The sequence below is a fragment of the Bacillus sp. MN7755 genome (assembly GCF_054771475.1).
The window spans coordinates 576,744-595,029 of sequence record NZ_BTRL01000008.1; the positions used below are offsets into that span (position 1 = coordinate 576,744).

General features: G+C 34.2%; 18 protein-coding genes, 2 other RNA genes and 1 riboswitch. Of the genes, 17 read left to right on the top strand and 3 right to left on the bottom strand.

Features of this window, described 5'->3' with window-relative positions:
* Positions 1-42: 42 nt before the first annotated feature.
* Positions 43-1,206, bottom strand: coding sequence for a DUF418 domain-containing protein (locus ACYVEC_RS10130; protein WP_098555653.1), 1,164 nt, complete (start codon positions 1,204-1,206; stop codon positions 43-45).
* Between the two features lie 548 nt (positions 1,207-1,754).
* On the opposite strand from ACYVEC_RS10130, the gene ACYVEC_RS10135 reads away from it, so the two are divergent.
* The gene (locus tag ACYVEC_RS10135; RefSeq protein WP_098555654.1) at positions 1,755-5,414 is read left to right on the top strand and encodes a dynamin family protein; all 3,660 of its coding nucleotides are present in this window, start codon (positions 1,755-1,757) and stop codon (positions 5,412-5,414) included.
* Positions 5,415-5,417: 3 nt separating this feature from the next.
* Here the strand turns inward: ACYVEC_RS10135 and ACYVEC_RS10140 are convergent, their stop codons facing one another.
* Entirely contained in the window at positions 5,418-5,672 is a 255-nt protein-coding gene (locus ACYVEC_RS10140; protein ID WP_000369740.1) for a DUF3931 domain-containing protein, read from the bottom strand.
* Positions 5,673-5,743: 71 nt separating this feature from the next.
* On the opposite strand from ACYVEC_RS10140, the gene ACYVEC_RS10145 reads away from it, so the two are divergent.
* The 5 genes from ACYVEC_RS10145 to ssrS (ACYVEC_RS10165) all read left to right on the top strand — a co-directional run bounded on the left by ACYVEC_RS10145 (position 5,744) and on the right by ssrS (ACYVEC_RS10165) (position 7,845).
* Positions 5,744-6,202: a GNAT family N-acetyltransferase gene (locus ACYVEC_RS10145; protein ID WP_063224116.1), complete on the top strand. Its 459-nt coding sequence runs from the start codon at positions 5,744-5,746 to the stop codon at positions 6,200-6,202.
* A 30-nt stretch (positions 6,203-6,232) separates the two neighbouring features.
* Positions 6,233-6,505: a YpbS family protein gene (locus ACYVEC_RS10150; RefSeq protein WP_000451820.1), complete on the top strand. Its 273-nt coding sequence runs from the start codon at positions 6,233-6,235 to the stop codon at positions 6,503-6,505.
* 2 nt (positions 6,506-6,507) lie between these two features.
* Positions 6,508-7,341: a sulfurtransferase gene (locus tag ACYVEC_RS10155; protein ID WP_063224115.1), complete on the top strand. Its 834-nt coding sequence runs from the start codon at positions 6,508-6,510 to the stop codon at positions 7,339-7,341.
* 116 nt (positions 7,342-7,457) lie between these two features.
* A non-coding RNA gene (gene ssrS / locus ACYVEC_RS10160) (6S RNA) lies at positions 7,458-7,640 on the top strand.
* A 21-nt stretch (positions 7,641-7,661) separates the two neighbouring features.
* A non-coding RNA gene (ssrS, locus tag ACYVEC_RS10165) (6S RNA) lies at positions 7,662-7,845 on the top strand.
* A gap of 54 nt (positions 7,846-7,899) precedes the next feature.
* On the opposite strand, the gene ACYVEC_RS10170 is transcribed toward ssrS (ACYVEC_RS10165), so the two are convergent.
* A complete protein-coding gene (locus ACYVEC_RS10170) occupies positions 7,900-8,349 on the bottom strand; it encodes a hypothetical protein (protein ID WP_063224114.1) in 450 nt (149 codons plus the stop codon).
* Between the two features lie 83 nt (positions 8,350-8,432).
* On the opposite strand from ACYVEC_RS10170, the gene ACYVEC_RS10175 reads away from it, so the two are divergent.
* From ACYVEC_RS10175 to ACYVEC_RS10225, 11 genes are all read left to right on the top strand, one after another.
* Positions 8,433-8,744: a hypothetical protein gene (locus tag ACYVEC_RS10175; protein ID WP_000169030.1), complete on the top strand. Its 312-nt coding sequence runs from the start codon at positions 8,433-8,435 to the stop codon at positions 8,742-8,744.
* Positions 8,745-8,747: 3 nt separating this feature from the next.
* Positions 8,748-9,983: a glutathionylspermidine synthase family protein gene (locus ACYVEC_RS10180; RefSeq protein WP_098555656.1), complete on the top strand. Its 1,236-nt coding sequence runs from the start codon at positions 8,748-8,750 to the stop codon at positions 9,981-9,983.
* Positions 9,980-10,366, top strand: a complete 387-nt coding sequence (locus ACYVEC_RS10185; RefSeq protein ID WP_000606858.1) for a DUF350 domain-containing protein — start codon at positions 9,980-9,982, stop codon at positions 10,364-10,366. Before ACYVEC_RS10180 ends, ACYVEC_RS10185 begins: the two co-directional genes overlap by 4 nt.
* A gap of 182 nt (positions 10,367-10,548) precedes the next feature.
* A riboswitch (M-box (ykoK) riboswitch) is annotated at positions 10,549-10,714 on the top strand.
* A gap of 343 nt (positions 10,715-11,057) precedes the next feature.
* Entirely contained in the window at positions 11,058-11,783 is a 726-nt protein-coding gene (locus tag ACYVEC_RS10190) for a P-type ATPase (protein WP_098555657.1), read from the top strand.
* A 132-nt stretch (positions 11,784-11,915) separates the two neighbouring features.
* Positions 11,916-12,782 carry a 5'-3' exonuclease gene (locus ACYVEC_RS10195; RefSeq protein ID WP_098555659.1) on the top strand — a complete coding sequence of 289 codons (867 nt, stop codon included), beginning with the start codon at positions 11,916-11,918 and terminating at the stop codon, positions 12,780-12,782.
* A gap of 357 nt (positions 12,783-13,139) precedes the next feature.
* Complete coding sequence (locus ACYVEC_RS10200; protein ID WP_001228048.1) at positions 13,140-13,280, top strand: FbpB family small basic protein; 141 nt, start codon at positions 13,140-13,142, stop codon at positions 13,278-13,280.
* A 327-nt stretch (positions 13,281-13,607) separates the two neighbouring features.
* The gene (locus ACYVEC_RS10205; protein WP_098556798.1) at positions 13,608-14,801 is read left to right on the top strand and encodes an acyltransferase family protein; all 1,194 of its coding nucleotides are present in this window, start codon (positions 13,608-13,610) and stop codon (positions 14,799-14,801) included.
* Positions 14,802-15,545 (top strand): YveK family protein, encoded by a 744-nt coding sequence (locus tag ACYVEC_RS10210; RefSeq protein WP_098556796.1) that lies wholly within the window; start codon positions 14,802-14,804, stop codon positions 15,543-15,545.
* Positions 15,532-16,152: a CpsD/CapB family tyrosine-protein kinase gene (locus tag ACYVEC_RS10215; RefSeq protein WP_142332835.1), complete on the top strand. Its 621-nt coding sequence runs from the start codon at positions 15,532-15,534 to the stop codon at positions 16,150-16,152. The genes ACYVEC_RS10210 and ACYVEC_RS10215 overlap by 14 nt, the downstream gene beginning before the upstream one ends.
* Positions 16,153-16,170: 18 nt before the next feature.
* Positions 16,171-16,809, top strand: a complete 639-nt coding sequence (locus ACYVEC_RS10220; RefSeq protein ID WP_098556792.1) for a sugar transferase — start codon at positions 16,171-16,173, stop codon at positions 16,807-16,809.
* Positions 16,810-16,847: 38 nt separating this feature from the next.
* Positions 16,848-18,284: an oligosaccharide flippase family protein gene (locus tag ACYVEC_RS10225; protein ID WP_275719605.1), complete on the top strand. Its 1,437-nt coding sequence runs from the start codon at positions 16,848-16,850 to the stop codon at positions 18,282-18,284.
* Positions 18,285-18,286 lie beyond the last annotated feature (2 nt).

Sequence of the window (18,286 nt, forward strand, 5' to 3'; positions counted from 1 at the left end):
ATACAAAGTGCGGTAAGAGAAGCATAAAAAAGCAAGGTCTCGTTACGAGACCTTGCTTTTCTTTTTAAGTGGCATCATTTTTCCATACGTACCAAGGCGCCATATATATTCAAGTGGCCCGTATTGATAACGTGACAGCCACCAGCGGCTAATAAAGATTTGTAACGTGTAGAAACCGATGCAGAATAGTGGTCCTACCCATAATGGAGCAGGATAATAATTTTTAAACAGTAGTCCGAATACAAGTAATGTAACAATTGTATGCGAGATGTAATTTGTTAACGCCATTCGACCAACGTACTGGAATGGACGTAATAATGTTTGCCATCTTTCTTTTTGTAATAAACGCATGAGCGTGAAAATGTAGAATATGAATAATGTTTTCCCGCTAAACATTGCAAGACCTTGCATATAAAGTGGTTCATATGACGATGTTGATAAGAAATAACGAACCATAAAGAACCAAAACGGTAATGTTAAAACGAACATAATAATTTGCCATTTTTTTAGTTTCGGATCTAACTCTTTCGTACGACGGAAAATGTCTTTTTTACCAGCGTATAAACCGAGTAGAAATAATCCGAGTGTTTCTGGGAGCATCGAAATATTTAGCCCTATTCCATCGGCATAAAATGCATAGAAACGATTTTGTATTTGTGACACCCAGTCTTCAAGTGGCATGATTGGTAAGGATAATCCAAGTTCCTCCTTTGGCATAAAGGCAATACCAATACTAGCAATTAGCATAAGAAATTGAAAAATACTTAATAAAACGATGGCCCATATTAAAATGGTACGAGGTTCTCTCTTATAAAATAAAAATAAGAAAAATCCAGCGATTGCATAACTATGTAAAATGTCTCCGTCCCATAAAAGAACGTAATGTAAGAAACCAAATAATAATAAAATAAGTAAGCGACGAACAAATAAAGTTTTTGGACGATCTGTTTTCGCTTCAGCACGAGTCATAAAAATGTAAAAGCCTAGGCCGAATAAAAATGAAAAGATAGTATAAAACTTTGTTTGAATAAACATATCGTAAAATAGACGGATATAGCTATCTAGCCCCTCATAAACTCCTGAAAGATCACGTGAGTCAATCCCGGCGATAACAGGCCAGTTAACAAGAAAAATACCTAGTACTGCTATCCCTCTAATAATATCGATGGAGTGTATCCTCTCGCCTTGTGAAATATTTTGTGTCATTATTTTCCTCCTTGTTAAGTAATTCCCTTTTATTATACAAAATGTAAGATGGGGGGGATAGGGTGGATTTCCATTTTTTTTAACTATTAAGTTATGTAAGATGAGATATAATAAGAATGCACAACAAGTTTTAACCTTCTTCAAAACAGGCAGTGAAGCTCCTTCTTATAAGGGGCTTTCTTTATGAAAAGTGTTGATAATGATTCTCTTTAATGATAAAATGTATTCAAAAGTGATAATCATTATCAAAAAGGTTGGTGCATGAGTATGGTATATGCATTAGTAGCAGGTACAGTTGCTGTATATGCAGTTATTGCAAAGTATGTTTTAAATGGAGTAGGAACAGCAAAATGAGTAATATGACATAAAATCCCTTTCATTTGTAAAAAGAATGAAAGGGATTTTTTATTTTTAATGAGAATATGCTGAAAATTTAGTATGATAGTAAAGTGAAACTGTAATCAATGGGTAGGTGTATCTCTCACTGATTATGAGCTCGCAAATAGCGGGGAAAAGTATATACATCTTGGATAAAGGGGAACAAGGGGATGACAAACATAGTACAGACAAACGGTATGAAAAAACTTGTTTGTTTTTATGAAGAGTGGCAAAAACACGGCGATGCAGAAAATAGCTTAAAGTTGTTTGAAGTGATTCAAAAATATAAACGAGAGCAGCTTATGATAGCGTTCTGCGGTCACTTCTCTGCAGGAAAATCAACGATGATGAATCATCTATATAAAGCGCAGTTGTTACCAACAAGTCCAATTCCGACAAGCGCTAACGTCGTTAAAATTGAAAAAGGAATGGATCGTGTTGTTGTAACAGTTAAATCTGGAGAGCAGTACGAATATGACGGTGCATATTCAGCAGAAGAATTAAAGCAAATTTGTAAAGATGGCGATGAGGTAATTGGTGTTCATATTTATCGGAATGATGCGCCAATTCCTGAGGGTGTTATGTTAGTTGATACACCAGGGATTGATTCAACAGATGATGCCCATCAACTAGCGACAGAATCAACGCTGCATCTAGCAGATGTGATTTTTTATATGATGGATTACAATCACGTCCAATCGGAAGTGAATTTGCAATTCGTTAAAGAATTGAAACAACGTAATAAAACGGTTTATCTCGTTGTAAATCAAATAGATAAACATAAAGAAAATGAATTATCGTTTGAGGATTATAAAGATAGTGTACAACAATCGTTCTCTAACTGGGATATTGAAGTAGATGGCGTTTATTATACGTCGTTACGAATGATGAACCATCCACATAATGAAATTGAAAGCTTAGAAACATTAATTACTTCTATTATGAAAGAAAAAGAGCAGTATGTAAGAGATGGAATGGAAAGAGAAACAGAATATTTAATGGGGGAACATTTCTCGTTTATTCTTTCTGAAAATGAAAAAGCTCTTTTGAAATATGAGGAAGAGTTGGCATCACCACTTTCCATTGCAGAAGTAGTTGAAAAAAAAGAAGAGCTAACGGAAAATAAAAATCGTGAGGCCGGTAAAGAATCTCATGTGAGAAATGAATTTATAAAAGGCTTACAAGCTATATTAGATAACGCGTATTTAATGCCATTTGAAATGAGAGAATTGGCAAATGCGTATTTAGAAACGAAATTAACAAAATTTAAGGTCGGTTTGCTATTTGCGAAAGGAAAGACGGAGCAAGAAAAACAGAGACGTGTTGATGCTTTTTATTCTGCTTTACAAAAGACTGTTGAAACGCAACTTGATTTTCATGTGAAAGAATTTATTGTTGTCTTCTTAAAAGAAGAAGGATTGTTCACAGAGGAAATTGGGAAAGACATATATGCTTTAGAAATTGCTTTCGGACCAGAAATGTTGGCTGAAGTAATTAAACAAGGCGCAGGTTTCACTGGTGATTACTTACTTCTTTATACAGCGGATGTAGCGAATGAACTAAAGAAGCGTTATTTTATAAAAGCACAGCAAATTTTTGATAAAAGTGCGGTCGTTTTAAAGCAAAAGGTGAAGGAAGCAGTTGCTCGTATTGAAGAAGAGATTGAAACATATACGATGTTGCAAACGGCAAAAGAAACGAAATTACAATACAGTAACAATTTGGAGACATATGAAAGTTATTTGCAAAATATTTGGCACGAGCGTGTTGCTACGCCAGAAGGGTTGCAAGTAGAGGACATATTGCAAAGTGAAAAACAAATTGTTAGTGAGAAATTCACATTACAAGAGCAGGAAATTGTAAATGATAACGTAGTAGCTCATGAAGAAGAGATAAAAGGAACGGCAGCTTTAAATATTCAGCGTATATTAGAGAAAGTGAAGAAAGCTGAAACGATATTAGAACCATTGTCTACACTGAAACATGTACAGCAAGAGGTAATAGAGAAAAGGCGTCGTGTGGAAACGAAACAATTTACAGTAGCGTTATTCGGAGCTTTTAGTGCTGGGAAATCATCATTTGCCAATGCATTGCTTGGTGAGAAGGTACTTCCAGTATCACCAAATCCGACGACGGCAACGATTAATCAAATTTTGCCTGTTACAGAGGAAAAACCACATGGAACAGTAATGGTTCAATTTAAATCAAAGCAAGCTCTATTAGAGGATATGAAAGCTGTTTACAAGCTGTTTCATTATGAGATTACGACGTTAGATGAAGCGTTAGCACAAATTGATAAAGTTATGAAATATCCTTCACCAACTGGGAAGCAAAAAACAACATTTAGCTTTTTACGAGCGGTACAAAAAGGGTATGATACGGTTTCTGCATATTTAGGGAAGCAAGTACAAGTTACATTAGAAGAGTTTTCTGATTATGTAGCGAATGAAGAAAAATCGTGTTTTGTTGAGTATATGGAGCTTTATTATGATTGTGCTTTAACAAGGCAAGGAGTAGCGCTTGTAGACACACCTGGAGCAGATTCTATTAACGCCCGCCATACAGACGTTGCATTCCAGTATATTAAAAACGCAGATGCTATTTTATTTGTAACGTATTATAACCATGTGTTCTCTCGTGCTGACCGTGAATTTTTAATTCAGCTTGGTCGTGTAAAGGATACTTTTGCTCTTGATAAAATGTTCTTCTTAATTAATGCGGCCGATTTAGCAGCGTCTGAAGATGAGCTTGAAATGGTAAAAGGTTATATCGCAGACCAGCTACTGCAATACGGTATTAGAAATCCGCGTTTATTTGCAATTTCAAGTTTATGTGCGCTTGAAGAGAAACAAGGAAAGAATATTGAAAAAGAGAAGTACGGTATTTTACAAAACTCTGGGATTGCTAAGTTTGAGGAATCATTTACATCCTTTATGATGAGAGATTTAATGCTCGTATCTGTTCATGCTTTATATGGTGCGTTGCAGGGAGCAGATCAGCTTTTAGTAAATATGATAAATGGTGCAAAGCAGGGGAATGAAGAGAAAGAGAAGCAAACGAAAAAATATGAAGCAGAGCGTGATCAACTACTTCATATTATTTCATCATATAGTGTGCTTGCTGAAGAACAGGCGATGCAAAATGAAGTGAAAGAATTGCTTTATTATGTACACCAACGTCTATTCCTACGCTATAACGATGTGTTTACTGAATTTATTAATCCAGCATCGCTTCGAACGGATGGAAATGTGAAAGTGCAGTTGCAGCAGTGCGTTATGGAATTAGTAGCATTTATTCAGCATGATTTATTACAAGAAATGCGTGCGACGTCGTTACGCCTTGAAAAATGGATAGATGAAGCGATGAAGCGTGCAAAGAATGAAATTGTGGTGAACTGTAAAGTAGAAAATGAATCAATTTCTATGAGTGGAACAGTGGATTATGAATATAAAGATATTACACATAAAGAACCGTTCCCTTCAGTTGAAATAAAAGATTTCAAAAAAGCACTGGCACATTTTAAAAATGAAAAAAGCTTTTTTGAAAAAAATGATAAAGCTTTCATGCAAGAAGAGGCTAAAGCTGTATTAGAACCATTTGTATCAAACTATGTAGCTGATGAAAAAGATTTATTTGTTCATCATTATAAGCAAGAGTGGGATTTGAAATGGAACCTATTCCAAAAAGTGATGCAGCAAGATGTGATGAACTATTATGAAAGTGTATTATTTGCATTGGCTGAAACAATTGATGTATCACTATATGAACAAAGTAAAGAACAATTGCAAAAGCAGTTAGTAGAGATTGAAAAAGAAATTTATGTGATATAGTCGTTATGAGAAAAAGATTCGTTCAATTTTCTTTTGTAGTACCGTATCTAAAGATTTGACAAACCCAGCAAATTCATCGGTAGAAATCATATGAGTAAGAACGAGTCGTCTGCCGTCTGGTGTTTCACCGCATAAGACGAATGAAGAAAATTCATATGTTTTGTTTTCTACTACTAATTTTGGATAGGAATACGTGTCGCTTTTCTTCTTCTTTCCATCAATAGAGATGACGTTGCATTTTTTCTCATTGTTGTCCATGATGAATCCCTCCTTTCTATTACTTATGGTAGACAAGGAGGGTTTAGAACAATAGAGAAGGGGGAATTTTTATGGGTGTAGTAATAGAGTATATTTCGAAAGAAGCAATACCGAAGCCTTTATTATTGCTTGCTGATCCAAGCGACCAGCAAATTGATACATATGTACAAAGAGGGTTAACATATGTAGCTAAGCAAGAGGAGAGTGTTATCGGTGTATTTGTTCTTTTGGAAACAAGACCGAAGACGATGGAAATTATGAATATTGCGGTTGTAGAGCATATGCAAGGAAAAGGTATTGGAAAGAAATTATTAGAGCATGCGGTAGAAACAGCTAAGGAACATGGTATGTTACAACTTGAAGTTGGTACAGGCAATTCTAGTGTTTCACAACTTGCTTTCTATCAAAAATGTGGATTTCGTATTTTTTCTATTGATTTTGATTACTTTTCGAAGCATTATGAAGAAGAGATTATTGAAAATGGGATTGTATGCCGAGATATGATTCGACTTGCAATGGAATTGAATTAGAACGTATAACTTATTTAGGGGGAAGAGAAGATGGAAGTACATAAAGCAATTACAGCACATTCTCGTAAACAAAATGAAAGTGTAAAAGCATGTTTACAATTAGATGCGCAGCGTGAAGCAGCTATTGAAGCAGCCGTATCTCTTGCGTCAAATGGGAAAGAATTTTCGGTTGATGTCATTAATGTTGTAACAAAGCAAATTAATGATCTTGCAAAAAATGGTGTTACACTACAGCGTAAATATGTTACAGAAGAAATGGTTATGGAGTATGTAAGTCGTTTGCAAGAGAAAGAAGGTCGTTAAAGATGATAGTTACAGTCGAATGGTTACGTGAGCATATAGAAGATGAGAATGTCCGTATAATCGATTGTCGTTTTGATTTAGCGAATCCTAATTGGGGTAGAGAAAAGTATGAGGAAGAACATATTCCTCATGCGTTATATTTAGATTTAAATTTAGATTTATCAAGTCCAATAACAGAACATGGTGGTCGTCATCCGTTGCCAAACATTGAGGAGTTTGCAGACAAGCTTTCGCGAGCTGGTATTGATGAACATACGACAGTAGTTGCATATGACAGTCAAGCGGGTGCAAATGCTTCTCGTGTATGGTGGTTATTAAACTATGTAGGACATGAGAAAGTATATATATTAGATGGCGGATTTCCAGCTTGGGAAGAGAAGGGACTACCGATAACAACGGAAATTCCTGTTGCTATACGAAAAACATTCAAAGCCAATATACAAGATCATATGCTTGTAACGATGGAAACGGTTAGAGAGAATATTCATGCAGGTGCAGATGTTACGTTAATTGATTCTAGAGAGCCAAAACGTTATGCTGGTGTAGAGGAACTTGTTGATCCAAAAGCAGGACATATTCCGACAGCCGTAAACTATTTTTGGAAGGATGGAATTGCACAATCAGGACAATTTAAGAATGAAGCTCAGCAACAAGAACGATTCCGAAATCTTTCTAAAGATAAGGAAACAATTGTATATTGTGGTTCTGGTGTTACGGCATGTCCAAATATCCTTGCATTAAAATTAGCTGGATTTCAAAATGTTAAATTGTATGCAGGTAGCTGGAGTGATTGGATTTCTTATCCAGAAAATCAAATTGCAAAAGAAGAAGATTAATCACTTGCATGCAAAAATAATTTGTATTAAAATAAGGACACAAGCAAGAGATTGCTCGAAAAACTTTGTATTTTACACATTGGAAACAATGTGATAATATAACGACAAGTAAATAATACATCCTGCGGTGTACGTAACTTATTTATGTCTAAAACCGATGTTAGTTATACGGAAGCTCAATATTTAGCGACCATCATCAAGCCTTCCTTGTGGAGGAAGATGTACGGTAACTGTGAGGGCATCCACCTGCGAGTAGCGGGTTTTTGGACATTTACGAGGAGCGGCACGTGCGGGGGTCTTATTTCAACTAACATTATATAAAATTCCTACGGTGTACGTAGCTTATGCATGTCTTAAACCAATAAGTTTAATATGGAAGTTCGATATTTAAATGTAGCTAACATGCCATCTTTTTAAGAAGGAAGTTACAAACATTTGTGAGAGCATCCACCTGTGAGAGCAGGTTTATGGACATCTAGAGAGAACGGCATATGTGGGGCTAAATAAAAACCTTACGTTTTATACGTAAGGTTTTTTTGTTGCATACATATATTCATGTTATCTCGATTCACCTGTAAAGTTTCCATAATAAATATAGCACTTTCTGTCTTCATCAATTTCTCTTGAATCTAAAGTAAACTCCATATACATGCCGTCGCGCTGAATATAGATAATATCTGAATGAAGAGATGGCAAAATCTCTTCATAGTTCCATACATCTTTACTATCTATTATGCTTGAACTCGTTTCACTTAGTTCTCTAACTTCAAAACCGATGTGGGAGTATGTCGGGTCTGAAGGGTCATTTGCAAACTCTTCTTTTTGAATATATATAACTGCTGTTCCGTCTGGATCTACAGAAGTTGCAGTAACAACATATGTATTTTTATCTTTTATAAAATATTCACAAGTCATGCGTGCGATGATTTCAGAATTAGAAATATTTGCGTAGTTCCATAAAGCAGGATACTCTTTCGTTTCATCATTAAGTCGATATTCTAAGCGCATTTTATCCCTCTTCTTCCTTTTTCTTCTACTTTATCATGCTATCCTATATAATAGGAATAGAATTTAAAAAGGGGAGTGCGAAGGTGACAAAAACGAAATGGCTAGTAGGTGGTGTCGTAACGTCTTTAATGACTGGCACTTTATTTGGCTGCGCGCAAGATCTTCCCCCAAAACCGAATGATAATAGTTGTTCAGATTGGGATTGGGATGATGAACTTGGGGTATGGCAGTGTGATGATAGTAGTTCAGGATATCGTGGGCATTACTTCTATGGTGGAAGATACTATCAAAATAAATCCACTTTCAAAAATTCATCGGCGTTTAAATCTTATCAATCGTCTGCGGAATTTAAAGGTGGAATTGGAAGCGGTTCAAAGGGAGGATTTGGGGGCTAAAATATGTCGCAATACATAAGGAATCGAAAAGAATTTTATTCGAAATATCCGAATTTTTGGTCGGATTTATATGAATGTGAATATAGTTTGTTTCATGTTTTCTCTATAACAAATGAGACTATGAAACAATTACAGTTAGCAACTGAACGAATGGGGAAAATATTTTTTAAGACTGCTAGACTTCTGCGCAATTTAAGCGACGAACAGCTTATTGAACTCGGGTTTCCTCCTGCAAGCTTATCGTTCATTAGAATGAAAGGATTATATCCTGAATCTGTTATTTCGCGGTTTGATTTCGTTTTAACAGATGATAACCAAATTAAAATGCTCGAATTTAATAGTGATACACCAACTTTTATTATGGAATGCTTTCAAATGAATGGGAAAGTTTGCGAGCAACTAGGCTATGATGATCCAAACTCGGATCAAGAACGACTACTATCTTCTGGTGTTACAAAAGCTGTTATGGAAGCGACAAAGGGAATAGACAACCCAAATGTTGTTTTTACAGCACATCATGAACATATTGAGGATTGGAATACGACTGTGTATTTGAGTCAATTATGCCATGTTGAAAATAAAGTAGTGCCAATGTCAGAACTTAGAATTACAAAAGATGCTTTAGTGGATAGGGATGGGGTACAGATTGATGTGTTATATCGCCAAACATATCCGATAGAAGATTTAATTGAGGATCAAGATCCTGAAACAGGAGATTTGGTAGGTGTGGAACTGTTGGAACTTGTAAAAGCCGGAAAGCTTTTTATAATCAATCCATTGTCAGCAGTTTTACTTCAGCCTAAATCAGTTCAGTGTCTTATTTGGGGATTAGCAGAAGAAGAGGCTTTTTATACAAATGAGGAACAACAGTGGATTAAAGAATATATGTTACCTACATACTTAGAACCAGATTTATTTTTAGGAAAAGATTCTTTCGTTCAAAAACCTTCATTTGGTAGAGAAGGAGACACAATTACCATTCGTGATAAGAACGAACATATTATGCTTCAAAATGCACATCAAACGTATAAGGCGTCACTGCCGATTTTTCAAAAGTATACAATACTGCCAGTCGTATCCTTGGAAACAGAAAAAGGGATAGAGAAACTGTCGTATGTGTTTGGTTCGTTTTTAATTGCCGGAAAAGCGAGTAGTATCGGTATTCGTGCAGGGGAAAAAATTACGGGGAATGAATCGTACTATTTACCAGTAGGTATAAAAAAGGAGGAAAGTATATGATTAATTTTTTATTATATTTAGCGGTAACACTTGGCCTTTTATGCATTGGTCTTTTCCTAATGGAAGTGACAACGAAAGTAAAAGAATTTAAGCTAATGGCCCAAGGAAATAAGGCGGTAAGCTATGTACTTGGAGGGCGATTACTTGGGTTAGCTATTGTATTATATTCGACAGCAGCTAATTCCATTTCACTTCTTGATATGGTTTCGTGGGGGGCAGTTGGGATTTTTGCTCAAATTATCGTCTTTTATTTAGCTGAGTGGCTTACACCACGCTTTAATATAAATAAAAGTCTCGAAGAAGATAATCAAGCAGTCGGTCTTTTTCTTATGTTTTTATCGCTTTCAATTGGGATTGTAATTGCTGGGTGTATAACTTATTAAAAACCTTACGTTTAAACGTAAGGTTTTTATTTTTACTAATTTTGAAATGTGTGTTTGATTCATTTAATGAGTCGAAAGAGAAATAGTGTGTATATGAGAGGGAGTTGTTTTAATAAGGAAAAGATTCCATTCAAAGTGTTGACATCTATTTTAAATAAGAGTAACATTTTCTATGTAATAAAATAAGTCTCTGTTAGGTGAGGCTCCTGTATAGAGAAATGCTACTGCCCAAAAATGTCGAGAGACGCCAATGGGTCAACAGGAATGATCGAATTAAGGTTTTTCTTAACGTAGCTGGTAACGTACCTATGCTATACAGTGCTAAAACTCGGCGAGGGAGAGGTCCGTAGATTTCTAATTGTATTAGGAATCGTTTATTTGTGTATGTAATGGCCTTTACTCTTTTCGGAGTAAGGGTCTTTTTGTTACCAAGCTATGAGTAATTTCATAGTATAAACTATAAAATTAAACGAGGAGGTGAGGAGCATGTCAAATTCTGACTCGGTTCCGTTACCCATATACTTCAAATCAAAAATATATGATGTAGGCAGGAAACGACTTGTTCCTCCCTCTATATTTATCATCATGTAGCGTTTATATGTATGTTTAAGCGCTAGACACTTTCACAGTAAAGTGGATAAATTGAGAAACAAAGCGTTTCTTCCTATGTTGTAATGGAGGAGACGATAATATGTTATATGCAAACAAAACTGTGGGTAACACGTCATATAAATTAAGTAAAAAATCAATGAAAGAACAAACAATGCTTCAAAAAAATAAAGATTTATTAATTGAAATCGCAACGAGAGATGTAAAATCTGTATTTGCGTATTTTAAAACAACAAGAGACGGATTATCTATGAAAGAGGCACAAAAACGTATTCAATTATACGGCCGAAATGAATTAACTTCAAAAAGAGCGCGTATTGCGGAAGTAATGATGAAGCTAACTGGAATGATCCCAGGTCTGTCAAAACAACATGTGCGTGATGGATTACAATGTGAGAAAATTACTGTGTCTCGAGTAGAATGTTCTAGTATAACAGGTTTAAATGGTGAATTGAAAATGATGAATTTGCCAGTACAAGAGCTTGTTCCTGGCGATATGATTTTTCTTTCAGAAGGTGATACAGTACCAGCAGATGTACGTATCATTTATGCGAATGATTTATTAGTAAATGAAGCTGTGCTAACAGGAAACGATGTAAGTATTGAAAAATTTGAAAGCTGCTATCATCTTGAGCGCAAACGATTTATTCCTTTAAAACGAATGAAAGACTATAATCCACTTGAACTTGAAAACGTATGTTTCAAAGGGACGTATATTGTTGGTGGAAATGCAAAGGCTGTAGTTGTTTCAACTGGGAAAAATACGTATTCAGGAATTCTTCATACTTGTTGTAGTAGAACGTCTTAATGTGTAAATGATGCTAAATATACAAAAACAATGTATAATAGACAAAGTTGAAAAAACGTAGAATGGTAATCTATTTATATAACCTTACGTGATGACGTGGGGTTATTATTTTTTTTTAGTAGGAGAGGGATTATGAAAAAAGTATTATTAGTTGATGGTATGGCACTATTATTTCGTGCTTTTTATGCAACAAGTGTCTACGGACAATTTATGAAACGACAAGATGGTACCCCTACAAACGGGATTCATGGTTATATGAAACATTTATTAACAGCTATGCAAGCAATTGAACCGACACACATCGTAACATGCTGGGATATGGGAAGTACGACATTTAGAACAGAATCGTTCTCAAATTATAAAGCGAATCGTGCAGCGCCGCCTGAAGAATTAATTCCGCAATTTGATTTAGTACAAGAAATGACTGCGAAATTATCAATTCCAGTCATCGGTATGAAAGGATATGAAGCGGATGATTGTATCGGTACGCTTGCAAAACAATATTGTAATGAAGCGGAAGTTTATATTTTAACAGGTGATACGGATTTACTTCAGCTTGTCGATAAGAACGTTACAGTTATGCTTTTGCGCAAAGGAATTGGAAATTACGAATATTACACACCAGAGAAAATTATGGAAGAAAAAAGTGTAGAACCTTGGCAAATCGTGCATGCGAAAGCTTTCATGGGCGATACGAGTGATAATTATCCAGGTGTAAAAGGTATTGGTGAAAAAACAGCGTACAAGCTTATTCAAGAGCATGGGACAGTAGCAACCGTACTAGAAAATGTATCATCGTTAACGAAAGCACAGCGTACGAAGATTGAAAGTGATTTAGAGAATTTAAATATTTCATTACAATTAGCACAAATTCATTGTGAAGTTCCTATTTCATGTTCATTAGAAGAAGGATTACACACAATGAACGAAGAAAAACTACGATTCGTATGTGAAGAAATGAATTGGGGAAGACCTGAAATATTAATCAATATGCTGTAAATAGTTTGGTAAGAGGGATGTTGCATGAGTCGAACGTTGACTAGGTGACACCTTCTTTTTTGTTTCGAAAACAGTATGTTAGTAAGTGAAAGTATAGGGGACTTAGCTTGAAATATATAAATATTTCGACAAGATAAATCGATATAAGAGGATGAAGATAGCAATTTATATAATCAAATGAATCGACTTCAAAATGATTGTAGGAGGATCTTTTTTTTCGTGTTCACAAAGTTGTCAGAAAATAAGTGGAATTTTCATATGAAGTTCAAATAGAATTCACAACAATCAATTATTATAAGAACAACCAGATAATTCTTTATCTTTTATATAAACCATCCCCCAAGGAGGACAATGAAAATGAGAAAAAAAGTGAGAAAGTCTTTTAAACAATTATTAATTGAAAATAAACAATCACTATTAAATAATAAAGAAAATATGAAAGAAATTGAGGAACGAATTGAGAAACGACATGTAGCATATAGTGGTGCCAGTAATTAAATAAAATAAAAAAGATAGCCTTACAAGGCTATCTTTTTTATTTTATATTGAAAAAACGTTATTCCTCTCTTGATTTATGTAAATATGCAAGATATTTTTATAGTGTTTTTCTATCAATATTACTCATTTTTCGAGGTTGAAATTGGTATATGCCAATTTTTAAGATTCGCTATTCATAATATTACAAAAAATGTTACAATACATTCAAATTTATGCTATAAAATCGCTTTAAAATGAAAATTGGAATGAAAAGAAAGGAGAGGAATATGAATAATGGTGTCGCTTCGAAATGATTATTATCATTTCAGTAGGAGTTGATGTAAAGCGATGGATAGGTATGAAGAACTGGATTCAATTAGAGGGATTTCTTCATTGGTAGTAATGATTGGCCATCATTTAATGATTTTTTCAGTATTTCAAAATTATAGCTATGAAGATAATAAACCATTTGTTATTTATCTATTAAAAGAAACGCCTGCTCGTCTAATTTTTAGTAGTGGTAACGAATCTGTTATTATCTTTTTTGTTTTGAGTGGATTTGTTTTGTATACATCCATTCAAAAAAACTACGATAGCTATAGGTCATTTGTTGTAAAGCGTATATGCAGAATATATATTCCATATATCGTAGCAATAATTATAGCTATTTTATGCCAAACTACAATGAGTAAATATGGTATTTCTAATTTAAGTGAATGGTTTAATCGCTCATGGACGATTGAAGGTTCTTTAAGCCTAATAGCGCAACATATTTTATTGGTTGGGAAATATAATACAGATGCATATAACGGCGTAATTTGGTCACTTGTCCATGAAATGCGAATATCAATAATTTTCCCGTTAGTTTTGATGGTTTGTTTACGAAAAACGTTGATGTATTCATTATTATCATTGTTTAGTTTTAGTATATGCTCTGTCGTGATATTATTTTTATTTCGCTCGAGTTTAACATTAACAAGCTATGTATTAACGCCACATTACACGGTGCTGTTTTTACTAGGAGCACTAGTTGCGAAGTATAAAAATAATTTAATAGTTTTTTATAGTAATCGTACTAAAAATGAGAAAATTGCATGGTTTTTATTTGCGATTTTACTTTATATGTATGAAGGGCTTATTGGAGAAATTAAATTGCTCAATAATTTTATATTTCGAGACTACGTAGTAGCGATAAGTGCGTGTTTATTTGTCATATTAAGTTTGTCAGTATCAACTTTGTCATCCTTGCTGCGTAATAAATACTTATTATATTTGGGGAAGATTTCTTACAGTCTTTATTTATACCATATCATATCTTTATTTTCCCTTATGTACATGCTCCATGAAATATTCCCGTTATCTCTTGTTTTAATTTTTTCGCTTATTCTTTCGTTTATACTTGCGATGATTTCTTATTTGTTTGTAGAAAAATTTGCATTCAGGATCGGAAAGTATGTAACAAAGCAATCGAATTTAGAAAAGAAAGGACTATCTGTAGAAAGTGAGTTGCAGGATGCCATTCAAACAAAGGCGGTGAAATAATTGAAGCAAGAAATTAGTATGAAGGATTTTCAACAGTTATTGAAAAGAAGGATAGTAACAATCATTTTGACGATGTGCTGTTTAACTATCTCTTTAATTCTTATCTCTATGTATGTATTAAAGCCTTCATATCAATATTCAACGCAAATTCTTGTTGGGAATTTAGATGGGTTTAATAAGGAAAATGCAGTGAATAAAACACAAGAAAATAAGCAGCTCGTAACTTCGTATGTTGATATTTTAAAAAGTCCGCTTATTATTTCAACAGTCAAAAAAACTTTGAAATTAGAGCAATCAAGTTATGAGTTAGCACAAAAAATTTCAGTGGTGAATATGGACAATTCACAAATTGTTACTGTTACAGTAAAAGATTCGGACCCTAAAATCGTGAAGGAAATTGTAAAGTCATTGGCAGAACAATCTCAAAAAAGCTTTCAACAGTATACGAATGTACAGGGGATAAAAATATTAACTGACCCTGAGTTACAAGAAAAAGCTGAAAAGTTGTTTCCGAAATTTCAACTTATCATTCCTATCTCTTTAATTGTTAGTTTTTTTGTTGGGGTAGGTTTAGCGGTATTTCGAGATTATTTTGATGAACGTATATACGAAGAACAGGATTTAGAGAAAATAACAACAGTCTCTGTTATTGGTCACATAAATATGAAACCGAAAAGAAAAAAGAAATCTACAGAAGTTGATCCGCAATCATCTATATATCGAGGTGAACATGTCGATGTTTAAGACAAAGAAACAGCTGCCATTTGATCCGCATGATGCTCTAATGAAAGAGCAGTTTTATACTGTGTATCACGAGTTGAAAAAATCGGGAAAACAAGTGTTCACAGTTAGTTCAACGAAGGATAGAGGTGTTGTCGCTTCGCTTATAGTAAATATGGGGCTAGTATTTGCGGAAATGAAAAAAAAGGTGTTACTTATCGACGTGAATTTTTCTGATCCTAAACTACATCTACTATTACAAAGCAATCATACGAAAACAGTGAATGATATAATAAGCGATTCCACCTGTAGTTACGAATCCTTTTCTAGTAATTTATCTAAATACTTATATTGTATTCCTGCAAAAAAAACAGTACACACCGGAACGACTTTAGTTGCTATGGATGAATTTGATCGTGCAATTGAGAGGTGGAAAGAAGATTTTGATTACATTTTCTTGTATTCCTCTGAAGTATTTGAGCTTCCTGCCACGCACATTATTACAGGGAAATGCGATGGAGTGGTCTTAGCAGTTAAAAAGAGAAAAGATTCCCTGCGTACTGTGCAAAAAGTAATAGCGGACATAAAGAGGAAAGAATGTGAATTAATAGGTATAGTTTTATATTCTTGAATGTGGGGGTAACGATCTATGATTCGTGAAACAAACCAAGCCAAGTTGTATACGATTCCAGCTCAAGCAAAGACCAGTATGTTGAATCGAAGTATAAAGCGCTTGTTTGATATTATATTTTCACTCATATTGTTACTAGTAACGATACCAATTATGTTGTTCTTTTGTATTATGATTGCTTTCGAAACAGCAGGAGCTCCAATCTATTTTCAAGAACGTTTAGGGATAAACGGGAGGAAATTTAATGTATTTAAATTAAGATCGATGGTAAAAGATGCTGAAATAAATGGACCGCAATGGGCAAATGAAAATGATCCAAGAATTACTAAAGTTGGATCATTTATAAGAAAAACGAGAATTGATGAGTTACCGCAACTTTTAAATATTTTAAAAGGTGATATGTCCTTTGTTGGACCTAGACCAGAGAGAGCGTATTTTTATAAACAATTTGATACGTATATTCCAGAATTCAAGGATCGTTTAATCGTGAAGCCAGGGTTAACAGGATGGGCACAAATAAATGGAGGATATAATCTTGATCCGAAAGAAAAATTGAAATTGGACATGGAGTATATTGAAATGAAAACGATTCGGATGGACATTCGTATTTTATGTAAAACTGTTTTAATTGTATTGAACGGTAACGGTGCAAGATAAATAATATGTAAGTAGGTTGCTCGCAAAGGAGAACTGGTATGGGTAGATCTATTCTAAATAATATTATTCATCTATTTTATAGCACGATTTTAGCTAATCTGCTTCAGGCTGTGAGTTTAATTGCTTTAGCAAATTTTTTTAATGCACAACATTATGGGATGTTTAGTGTTGCTATAGCAGTGACGTTTGTTATGTTATTTTTTACAGATTTAGGACTTACGAATACGTTTCTTCGAGAAGGAGCAAAAGATGGCGTAGACTTAGAGACGATTTTATCGTCGTATATAAAAATAAGGATGATTCTACTTATTTTCATTTCTATAATCGGTTATATTGCTGTTCATTATATGTATGCGGATAGAAATTTAATTTATATGATGATAAACGTAATGTTTTTCATGTTAATAGGATTAACTTGGCAAAATATAGGGATTGCCTATTTTCAACTGACGGAACGTATGAAGTATATAGCACTTATTAAAGTTGTATCAGCGTCAGTTGTTATCTTAATTACATGTTTTTGTATTTTCGGAGAGTTACCGGTGTATGTAACAGCTCGTTTATATGCTTTTGGTTATATGATTGGTGGTGTATTCAGCATATATATCATGAGAAAAAAGACGAGTATGAATATGAAGGTCGTAATTCATAAAGCATTATTTTGGCAATTAACTCCGTTTATTATTAGCGGTTTTTTAATAATGAGTACGCCACAATTAGCGCCAATCTTGCTCAACTATACATTGCCATTAAGTATGATCGGTGTTTTTGCAGTGGCGTACCGGATGCCAGCAGCTTTATATCAAGTACCAGGGGTGATTGCAGGTGCATTTTTTCCAGTGCTCTTTAAGCATTATAACCAGAATAATTTAGAAGAGCATACGAAATTAAACTTACTTCAAATAAAAGCAATGGCGATTGTGGGAATATGTATGACGATAGGTTTATATTATTTAGCGCCATACTTTATTTCTATATTTTTTCATGGGGAGTGGAGTAATGCAGTAGAGCCACTCCAAATATTATCATTTCTCATTGTGTTGCAAAGTTTAAATATTGCTATAGCTGACGGCTTAACAACGAGTGGACGTCAAAATAAAAGAACTGTTGTGCAATGTATAGCGTTAGTGATAGGTGGGGTTATGCTTTATAGCTTTAGTAGTATTGGTGGAGTAATAGGAGCAGCTTATGCTATGGTTTTATTTGAAATTGTGGCTCTAGTTGGGTATATAGTGGTAAGTGTAGTGAAGAAAAAAATTGTATTCCAAATTGTCATACCTTATACAATTTATTTTGGCGTAACTTTTATTGGAGTGCAATATATATTGCATACATATCATTTAATTGCGCTCATTCTTAATACGTTAATCGTAGTAGTTGGTATATTCCTATATGATTATGAGCTGAAAAAACTTCTTCTGTCATTTATAAGAAAAACACGCAAAAAGGATTATATTACGAAACAGGGGATATAGCC